Consider the following 9,264-nt stretch of genomic DNA (forward strand, 5'->3'; position numbering starts at 1 on the left):
ATCGCGATGATGGACGAAGGCGGCGTCGACGCGGCGGTCATCCATCCGCCCGGCTGGGACCCCGGTTCGACCGACATGGCGTTCAAGGCGGTGCGCGACTATCCGAACCGGTTCGCGATCCTGGGCTCGCTGCCGCTGGAAGAACCGGCCTCCCGCGCCCGCGTCGCCACCTGGCGCGACCAGCCCGGCATGCTGGGCCTGCGCTATACCTGCCTGCATGAGCCGATGCGGCAGTGGATGGCCGACGGCACGCTGGAATGGCTGTGGACCGAGGCCGAGAAGGCCGGCGTTCCGATCGCCCTGCTGGCCACGGATTCGCTGGAGGATGTCGGCCGGATCGCCGAACGCCATCCCGGGCTGCGCCTGACCATCGACCACCTGGGCGGGCGCGGCGGGATGACCACGCTGAAGGACCATGCGGCGATGGAGCACATGCCCCGGCTGCTGGCGCTGGCGAAGCACGGGAACATCGGCGTCAAGGTCACCGGCGCGCCCGGCTATTCCGCCGAGGCCTATCCGTTCCCGATCATGCAGGGCTACGTGAAGCGGATCTTCGACGCGTTCGGCCCGGAGCGCGTGTTCTGGGGGACGGACATCACCAAGATGCCGTGCTCGTGGAAGCAATGTGTGACGATGTTCACAGACGAAATGCCCTGGCTCAGCGATACCGACAAGGAATGGGTGATGGGCAGGGCACTATGCGCATGGTGGGGCTGGCGGCGGTAGGGACTGGATCTGCGGTCCGGGTCGCCGGGGGTTTATCGGGGCCTCTCCGGCGGCGGGGCAGGACGCCGATGAGCGGCGGCCATGCGGCCGCGCCATCTCTATCCGCGCCAGAAGACCGCTTCCCCCGACAAGGGCCTGACGGTCGCCCTAGTGGAATCGAAGAATAGACAAGACGCGATGCCGAACGGGACTTTGGCGGGTGGGCTGTTTCCGGAAGAATTGGGGGCCTGGAACAATATACCAAAGTCCTATCCGCGATCCGTTCTTCCCCGCTCGGGATTTGAAGGGTGCCGAGGCGCTGCCATGCGACGCGGCGAAGGCCATGAATAATATTGTTATATACAAACGAAACGGGTTTGACTGCCTTCGGCCCGAAGCGATGGATGATCGGACGAGGCCGGCTTCATGAAAACGCCAGGACGGGATTTCGGCCGGCGCAACCTGGGCGTTTCCTGTCGCCTTTCCCGCCGTGACGAATGAGGGCGCCAGGACGGGGCAGGGGTCGGACGTAAATCATTCGTTAAGCGGAAATATGACGGAAGGGACCGAATTCAATCGCGAAATCTCACGCATTCGTGTTACGAAACGGACGGAAATCCGGATATTCAAGCGTCATGAGCCTGGAACATTTCGCAATGGTTGGACCGTTCCGCGACTACGCTTCAGTTTTGGCGATCCGACGGGATGCCCATCATGCCTAGATGTTTCGTGACAAAGGCTATCACGCGAGTAAATCCACTGGACTACAACCAATACGATTTTTGTTTCAGTCCGTATTGATTGGACGTTCCGTTACTATCGGCCGATGCAATCGAGGGCTGCGGCAACGTGTCCAGCCCAAGGCATGATCCTTCGAAATGACGCAGCATGGGAAACAGGCAAGACGCACGCAGCGAGAAAGGGTCGCTATATCCGTGATAGAATAACGACTCCCTCGCGCAGCATGTCCCGCCCCTAGGGATCACCAATACCGGCGGACTACGAGCAGGTCGAAGACGAGTCGATGGCGGCTGTTGTCTTTGATCAAAGACGCCGGCCGCGCCGCGCGGACAAATCTCAAGCGTAACAGATACAGATATGGAGAAAGTTTCGTGACGACTCTCACATGGACAGGCGGCGGCAACAACAGGGCGTCCAACCCTGACGACTGGTCGCCAAACCAGGCGCCGGCACCCGGTGACACCCTGCTGATGCAGGGCCAGGGCACCCCGTACGCGATCGACATCCGAGGCGACGACCTGGCGGGCAATCCCCTGACGCTCCTGTTCGCCGAGGTCACGGCGAACCTGTCGCATCGCGCCGTCGCCTCGCTGAACGGCACGGGCGCATCGGGAACGTTCAACCTCTCGCACCGATCGACCCTGACGAGCGAGGTGTCCCAGGGCGAAGGCGTGTACAACCTGTCAGGCCGTTCCACGCTGAACCTCGGCGGAGCCGAGTCAGCGTCGACCATCAACATCTCGGGTCGCGCCACGGCGATCCTGGGGGCGAACCAGAGCGGCTATCGCAGTTCCTATACCGTCAACCTCGATCAGTACGCGAAATGGAGCGGCACGTTCGATGCCTTTGGTGCCATCAGCGGCCAGGTCGTGGTGAATGGCGCCGAAGGCTCCAGGTTCGATAACAACGGCGCCAGCAGCGTGGACTACGCTCGGGCGACGATCGGGGCGGACGTGGTGGGCGCGGGCAGCTTCAACATCGTTTCGTCGCCGTCGTCGCGCATCGAGTTCATGAAATCCGTCGGCCGGAACCAGTCCATTTCGGACGGCGGGTTCGTGCAGGTCGACCGGCCCGACCTGTTCAGGGCCACCGTTACCTTGGACGCCGCACAGTCGGGGCTGCCTGCGCCGGAAATCGACCTGATGAACCTGGCGGCGGCGGACAGCTATACGTTCAAGAACGACATGCTGAAGATCTTCTCGGGCGACCAGGTCATCGACAAGCTGCATCTTCACGACAGCACCCAGCACGGCTTCGTCGTGGAAGCGCCGACGGCCGGAGGCGCCGTCAAGATCGTTGCCATCACCGACCCGACCCACGCGCCGGCGGGGCTGCCGCTTCATGGGATGGTGTGACATCGGACGGAAAAGCACCGCGTCCACCATCGATCGGCCGTCGGCGAGGATCGCGCCGGTGGCCGGTTCCGCCGCCGGAGATCCTCCGGTCATCTAGACAACTACCCGCCACGATCCGTCTTCCATGCCCGGCCGTTCCGTGACAATCCCATGACACCACATGGGACATGCCGACCATGGCCATTGCGCAGTTCGCCGTTGCCCGATCCCCCGCCCGCAAGCGCGTCCTCGCGGTCGCCTGCGGCGCGCATGCCCTGCACGACGGCTACACCGACCTGATCTATGTCCTGCTGCCCGTCTGGCAGACCGAGTTCGCCCTCAGCTACGCGATGCTGGGCATTCTTCGCATGCTCTATACCGGCGCCATGGCGTCGCTGCAGATGCCGGCCTCGGTGCTCGCCCGGCGCACCGGGGGCGCCTTCCTGCTGGGCGTCGGCACCGCCGTCGCGGCCGGCGCCTATCTGCTGATCGGCCTCGGCGGTGCCGGCTTCGTGGTCCTGGCAGTGGCACTGCTGCTGGGCGGGGCGGGTTCGGCGACGCAACATCCGCTGGCGTCCTCGCTGGTATCCAGGGCCTATGACGACCAGGGTGCCAGGGCGGCGCTTGGGACGTACAACTTCGCCGGCGACCTGGGGAAGATGGCGATCCCGGCCATGGTCGCCTGGCTGCTCGCGCTGATGCCCTGGCGCGGCGCGGTCGGCATCGTCGGCGCGCTCGGCCTGCTGGTGGCCGTGGCGGTCCTGGTCCTGCTGCCCCGGGACCTGGGCAGCGCGCGGCACGTCGCCACGCAGGCCCGGCCCGGCACGAAGGACAGCGCGGCCGGACCGATCGCCTTCCCGCTGCTGCTGGTGATCGGCATCGTCGACAGCGGCACCCGCATGGGGTTCCTGGCCTTCCTGCCCTTCGTACTGAAGGCGAAGGGCGCCGGTTTCGAAACGATCGGCCTGGCGCTGACGCTGATCTTCGCCGGCGGCGCCGCCGGCAAGCTCGCCTGCGGCCTGCTGGGGGAGCGCCTGGGCGTGCTGCTGACCGTGATCCTGACCGAAGGCGCCACCGCCGCCGGCATCCTGGCGCTCCACTGGCTGCCGCTCTACGCCTCGCTCGCCTGCCTGCCGGCGATCGGGCTGGCGCTGAACGGCACGTCGTCGGTGCTGTACGGGACGGTGCCCGACCTGGTGTCGTCGGCACGGCGGGAAAAGGCGTTTGGCCTGTTCTATACGGGAACGATCGGATCGGGCGCGGTGGCGCCCGTGCTCTACGGCTTCGTCGGCGACGCGATGGGGCCGATCAACGCGATCATGGTGGTGGCGGTGGTGTGCCTGCTGACCATCCCGCTGGCGGCGGCCCTCAACCCGTCGTTGCGGCGGGTGGCCTGACCGGCGCGACGACGGGCCGAGGGCGTATCCAAGCGGGGACGAAACGATCCGCGCCATGGCGGCGCCTGGCTGCATAGGACGACCGTGACGGCCGGACCCGTGACGGCCGGACCCATGACGGCGGCACCCGTGACGGCGGGGGGCCAAGCTGGTCTCGGTCTCGTTTCGCGGGTAGCAATGGGGCAACGGCCAATAACGAAGGCGTCCACATGTCCCAGCCCTTGCTCTTCTCGCCCTTGACCATCCGCGGCGTCACCCTGCGCAACCGGATCGTCACCGCGCCGATGCACCAGTATGCGTCGCACCAGGGCTTCGCCACCGACTGGCACCTGGTGAATGTCGGCCGCTACGCCGCCGGCGGCTGCGGCCTGGTGATGGTCGAATCGACCAAGGTGGAGCGGCGCGGCTGCGGGACCGTCGGCGACCTGGGCATCTGGAAGGACGACTTCATCCCCGGCCTCGCCCGCATCGCCGCCTTCATCGAGGCCCAGAACGCCGTCCCGGCCATCCAGCTTGGCCATTCCGGCCGCAAGGCGCGCCTGACCCGGCCCTGGGAAGGACAGAAGCCGCTGACGGCCGACCACCCCGAGATGTTCGACTGGGACGGCTGGGACCTGATCGCCCCGTCCGCCGTCCCGCACAGCGACCGCATGCCCATGCCCCGCGCCCTGTCGCGCGCCGAGATCCCCGAACTGGTCGCCCATTGGGGCGAAGCCGCCGCGCGTGCCGACAAGGCGGGGTTCGAGGTGCTGGAGATCCACGGTGCCCACGGCTACCTGGTCCACCAGTTCCTCTCCCCCGCCGCCAACCGCCGCAACGACGAATACGGCGGCTCCGACGCCAACCGGATGCGCTTCGCCCTGGAGGTCGCCGAATGCGTCCGCGCCAACTGGCCGGCGGAGAAGCCCCTGTTCATGCGTCTGTCCTGCGAGGACGATGCCGGCTGGGGTCCCGACCAGAGCGTGGCCCTCGCGCAGGAACTGAAGGCCAAGGGCATCGACGTGATCGATTGCAGCTCCGGCGGCATCCTGGAGCGCTCGCCGATGGACAGCGTCCGGGCACGGCAATACGGCTACCAGGTGCCGTATGCCGAGAAGATCCGGCAGGAGGCGGGGATGATGACCATGGCCGTCGGCCACATCGTCCACGCCGACCAGGCGGAGGCGATCCTGCAGCAGGGCAGGGCCGACCTCGTCGCGCTGGCGCGGGAGTTGATGTACAGCCCGAACTGGGCGCTGGACGCGGCGCAGAAACTGGGCGCCGATCCGGATTTCACCAGCGTCCCGCCGGCCATGGGGTGGTGGCTCGGCAAGCGCGCCAAGTCGGCGTTCGAAGGCGTTCCGTCCACCTATCAACGAGGCGTCGCGGCCGGATGAGAGGCGTCGCCGTCGGATGATGCGTTATTCACGCGATCGTGATGATATTCTACCGGTCATTTCCTCGCTATGTAATCCCTCCCGGACAGAACTTGCCACCCAGAACTTGCCACCCAGCACTTGAACGCAACGCTTTAGCCAGTCGGGCTGAATCTCGAGCCGGCCGCCGTGACCCAGACGCCCACGCCCCGTTACCGCCGGTTCAACCTGTCGCTCCGCGCCCGCCTCATGCTGCTCGTCTTCGGCAGCATCCTGCCGCTTTTGACCATGGGGGTGGTGCGGGAGGCGCTGGACTACACCGCGGAACGGGACCGCACCTATGAAGGACTGATGACCATCGCCAACGGCACGGCGATCGCCATCGAGCGGGACCTGCAACTGCGCATCGCGGCGCTGGAGACGCTGGCGATGTCGCCGGCGTTGCAGGACGGGGACCTGGACGCGTTCGGCCGCGAGGCCAACCTGTTCCTCCTGCGCCAGGCGAAAGGCGCCACGCTTGGGGTGGCGGACCCGAACCTGCACATCCTGCGCCTGTACGGGCTGAAGGACCCCTCGACGACCCTGCCGCCGTCCCGCGCTCGGGGGGAGGTGGTGCGGCACCGGATCTTCGACCTCGGCCGTCCCGCGGTGATGAACCTGCTGCATGGCCGGATCAGCGACACGCTGGGCTTCAGCATCGACGTGCCGGTATTCCACGACGGCAAGGTCGTCTACGACCTTTACCTCCGCTTGCAGCCCGGCGTGCTGAAGGACCTGGTGGCCGACCAGCGGCTGGGACCGGCCTCCACGGTGACGGTGGCGGACGGCGACGGCCTGGTCGTCGCCCGCACGCCCAGCCCCGACCGGTATATCGGGGTGCCGATCGTGCCGGAGCTTCGCAAGGCGATCCTGGCGCAAGGCCATGGCATGACCCCGGCGCCGACGCTGGAGGGCGTGCCCTCCGTCGCCGCCTTCACCCGGATCGGCGATACCGACTGGACGGTGATCGCCGGGGCGCATGTGGAGGCGATCTCCGCCCCGCTCCGGGCCGCGCTGGAGCGTGTGCTGGGCGTCGGCGTCGCCGTCATGGCGCTGGGGCTGGCGCTGGCGGCGCTGGCCGCGCGCGGGATCACCCAGCCGATCGAAGCGCTGGGCCGGTTGGCCGCGTCCGACCAGGCCACGCCCGCGGCCGCCAGCGGGTTGCCAGAGACCGACCTCGTCGCCGCGGTGCTGGCCCGCGCCGCCGCCGAACGACAGGACGCGGCCCGCGCCCTGGCGGAAAGCGAGCAGCGCTTCCGCGCCCTGTTCGAGCGTGCGCCCAGCGGCACCATCCTGCTGGACCCCGACACGATGTGCATCGTCGACTGCAACGAAGCCGCCGCCAGCTTCGTCGGCCTCGACACCGCATCGTTCCGCGGCCGCCGGATCACCGATTTCGCCCTGCAGACCCCCCCGGAGCGCGCCAGGCAGATCTGCCGGGAGGTCGTCGCCGGCCAGACATACCGGTACGAGACCCGCATCCAGGGGGGCCGGGGCATCCGCCACCTGCTGATCGCCACCGCGCCGGTGCGGGTGGCCGGCCGCACCATGGTGCTGCTGTCGCAGATCGACGTGACCGACCTGCGGGCCGCACAGGCCGACCTGCGCGTGAACGAGGAGCGGCTGGAACTGGCGCGCGAGGGCGCCGACCTGGGCATCTGGGACTGGGACATCCGGTCCGATACCTGGACCTGGAGCGAGAACCAGTGGCGGCTGCACGGGCTGGTCCCGGATGCCGAAGGTCTGCGCCCCGCCGAGTGGGAACGGGTCATGGTCCCCTCCGACCTGCCGCGGGTGCGCGCCGACCTGCTGCAGGCGGTCGGGGATCCGGCCAGCGTCTACAGCACCGAGTACGGCGTCGTGCTGCCCGACGGTTCGCTGCGCCGGCTGCTGGGCCGCGGCAAGACGATCCGCGGCGCCGAGGGCGAAGCCATCCGCATGGTCGGCATCTGCATGGACGTCACCGCTCGGTATGAGGCGGAAACGGCACGCGACCGCCTGATCTCGGTGCTGGAGACGGAACGCAGCCGGCTGACGTCGATCATCGCGTCGCTGCCGGTCGGGGTCGGCATCATCGACGACACCGGGCGCGTGGTGCTGGGCAACGAGACGCTGCGGCGCTTCACCGACAACCTGCTGCCGTCGCGCGCGGCCGGGCAGGCCGGGACATGGGTCGGCTACGACGAGGAGGGAACGCGCATCCAGCCGGCCGACTATCCCGGCACCCAGGCCCTGCGCGGCGAGACGGTGCTGCCGGGGATCGAGTTCATCCGCCACGCACCCGACGGGTCCGAACGGTGGCTGCGGATCGGCGCCAAGCCGCTGCGGCGCGTCGACGGCAAGGTGCTGGAAGCGCTGATCTTCATCCTGGACATCGACGCGGAAAAGCGCCTGCTCGCGATCCAGCAGGAGATCAACGCCCGCCTGGAACTGCGGGTGCGCGACGAGATGTCGGCCCGCGAAGCCGCCCAGCAGCGCGCCGCCCACGCCGAACGGATGCATGCGCTGGGGCAGATCGCCGGCGGGATCGCGCACGACTTCAACAACGTGCTGCAGGCGGTCTCGGGCGGCGCGGCGCTGATCGAGCGGCGGCCGCACGATCCCGAGCGGGTGCTGCGCAACGTGCGGATGGTGATGGACGCGGCGAAGCGGGGGGCCGCGATCACCAGCCGGCTGCTCGCCTTCGCTCGGCGCGGCGACCTGCGGGCGGAGCCGATCGATGTCGGCGTGCTGCTGACCGACATGGCCGAGGTGCTGTCGCACACGCTGGGTGGGTCGGTGGTCTGCCAGGTGGACGCGCCGGCCGGGCTGCCGCCGATGTTCGCCGATCGCGGCCAGTTGGAGACCGTGCTGGTGAACCTCGCCACCAACGCCCGCGACGCGATGCCGTCCGGGGGGACGCTGGCCCTGACGGCCGGGGCCGAGACCGTCGCCCCCGGCACGCACCACCCTGCCGGGCTGTCGCCGGGAAGCTATGTCCGGCTCGCCGTCACCGATACCGGGACAGGCATGGACCGGACGGTGTTGGCGCGGGTGACGGAGCCGTTCTTCACCACCAAGGAACCGGGGAAGGGCACCGGCCTCGGGCTGGCGATGGCCAAGGGCTTCACGGAGCAGAGCGGCGGCAGCCTGGCGATCGAAAGCGAGCCGGGGGTGGGCACCAGCATCTTCATCTGGCTGCCGCAAAGCGGCGGTCCGGAGGCCGCCCCCGGCTTGGGCACGCCGAACGCGGCGAACGAGGACCAGGACCGGCCCCGGGTGCTGCTGGTCGACGACGATGCGATCGTACGGCAGGTGGTGGCGCTGTCGCTGGAGGAAAGCGGGCACGCCGTCATCGCCGTCGACAGCGGGTCGGCGGCTTTGGCGCGGCTGGCGTCGGATGAGCGGGTGGATATCCTCGTCTCCGACCTGACGATGCCGGCGATGGACGGCCTGACGCTGATCCGGAAGGCACAGGAATGCCGGCCCGGACTGCCGGCGGTGCTGCTGACGGGATATGCCGGGGACGGTGCGGCGCTAGCCGTGGGCGGGGCGATCTCGGGCACGTTCTCCCTGCTGCGGAAGCCGGTGTCTGGCCAGCAACTGGCGGAACGGATCAATGCGCTGCTGGAGGCGAGGCGCGAGGCGGCGCAGGCGCCCGGGGTAACGGCCCGTCACGAGACGGGGTTGACCGATCCATAACCCGTCAGCTAT

At 68.4% G+C, this 9,264-nt stretch carries 5 protein-coding genes; all 5 read left to right on the forward strand.

What is annotated here, in order from left to right; genetic code table 11:
• Positions 1-726 (forward strand): amidohydrolase family protein (locus tag VHB27_RS13545; protein WP_325601237.1); only part of this gene is annotated, 726 nt, incomplete at its 5' end.
• Between the two features lie 1,091 nt (positions 727-1,817).
• Positions 1,818-2,801, forward strand: coding sequence for a hypothetical protein (locus VHB27_RS13550; protein ID WP_325601239.1), 984 nt, complete (start codon positions 1,818-1,820; stop codon positions 2,799-2,801).
• Positions 2,802-2,977: 176 nt separating this feature from the next.
• Complete coding sequence (locus tag VHB27_RS13555) at positions 2,978-4,177, forward strand: MFS transporter (RefSeq protein ID WP_325601241.1); 1,200 nt, start codon at positions 2,978-2,980, stop codon at positions 4,175-4,177.
• A 209-nt stretch (positions 4,178-4,386) separates the two neighbouring features.
• On the forward strand, positions 4,387-5,553 hold the full coding sequence (locus VHB27_RS13560) for an NADH:flavin oxidoreductase/NADH oxidase (protein ID WP_325601243.1): 1,167 nt from the start codon (positions 4,387-4,389) through the stop codon (positions 5,551-5,553).
• A 168-nt stretch (positions 5,554-5,721) separates the two neighbouring features.
• Entirely contained in the window at positions 5,722-9,252 is a 3,531-nt protein-coding gene (locus tag VHB27_RS13565; RefSeq protein WP_325601245.1) for a PAS domain S-box protein, read from the forward strand.
• Positions 9,253-9,264: the final 12 nt, after the last annotated feature.

Origin of the sequence: Rhodopila sp. (genome assembly GCF_035548235.1) — a bacterium.
Lineage (GTDB): Bacteria > Pseudomonadota > Alphaproteobacteria > Acetobacterales > Acetobacteraceae > Rhodopila.

Coding starts and splice junctions, on each gene's coding strand:
- VHB27_RS13555 (WP_325601241.1), top strand. CDS start 2,978: ATGGCCATTGCGCAGTTCGCCGTTGCCCGATCCCCCGCCCGCAAGCGC.
- VHB27_RS13560 (WP_325601243.1), top strand. CDS start 4,387: ATGTCCCAGCCCTTGCTCTTCTCGCCCTTGACCATCCGCGGCGTCACC.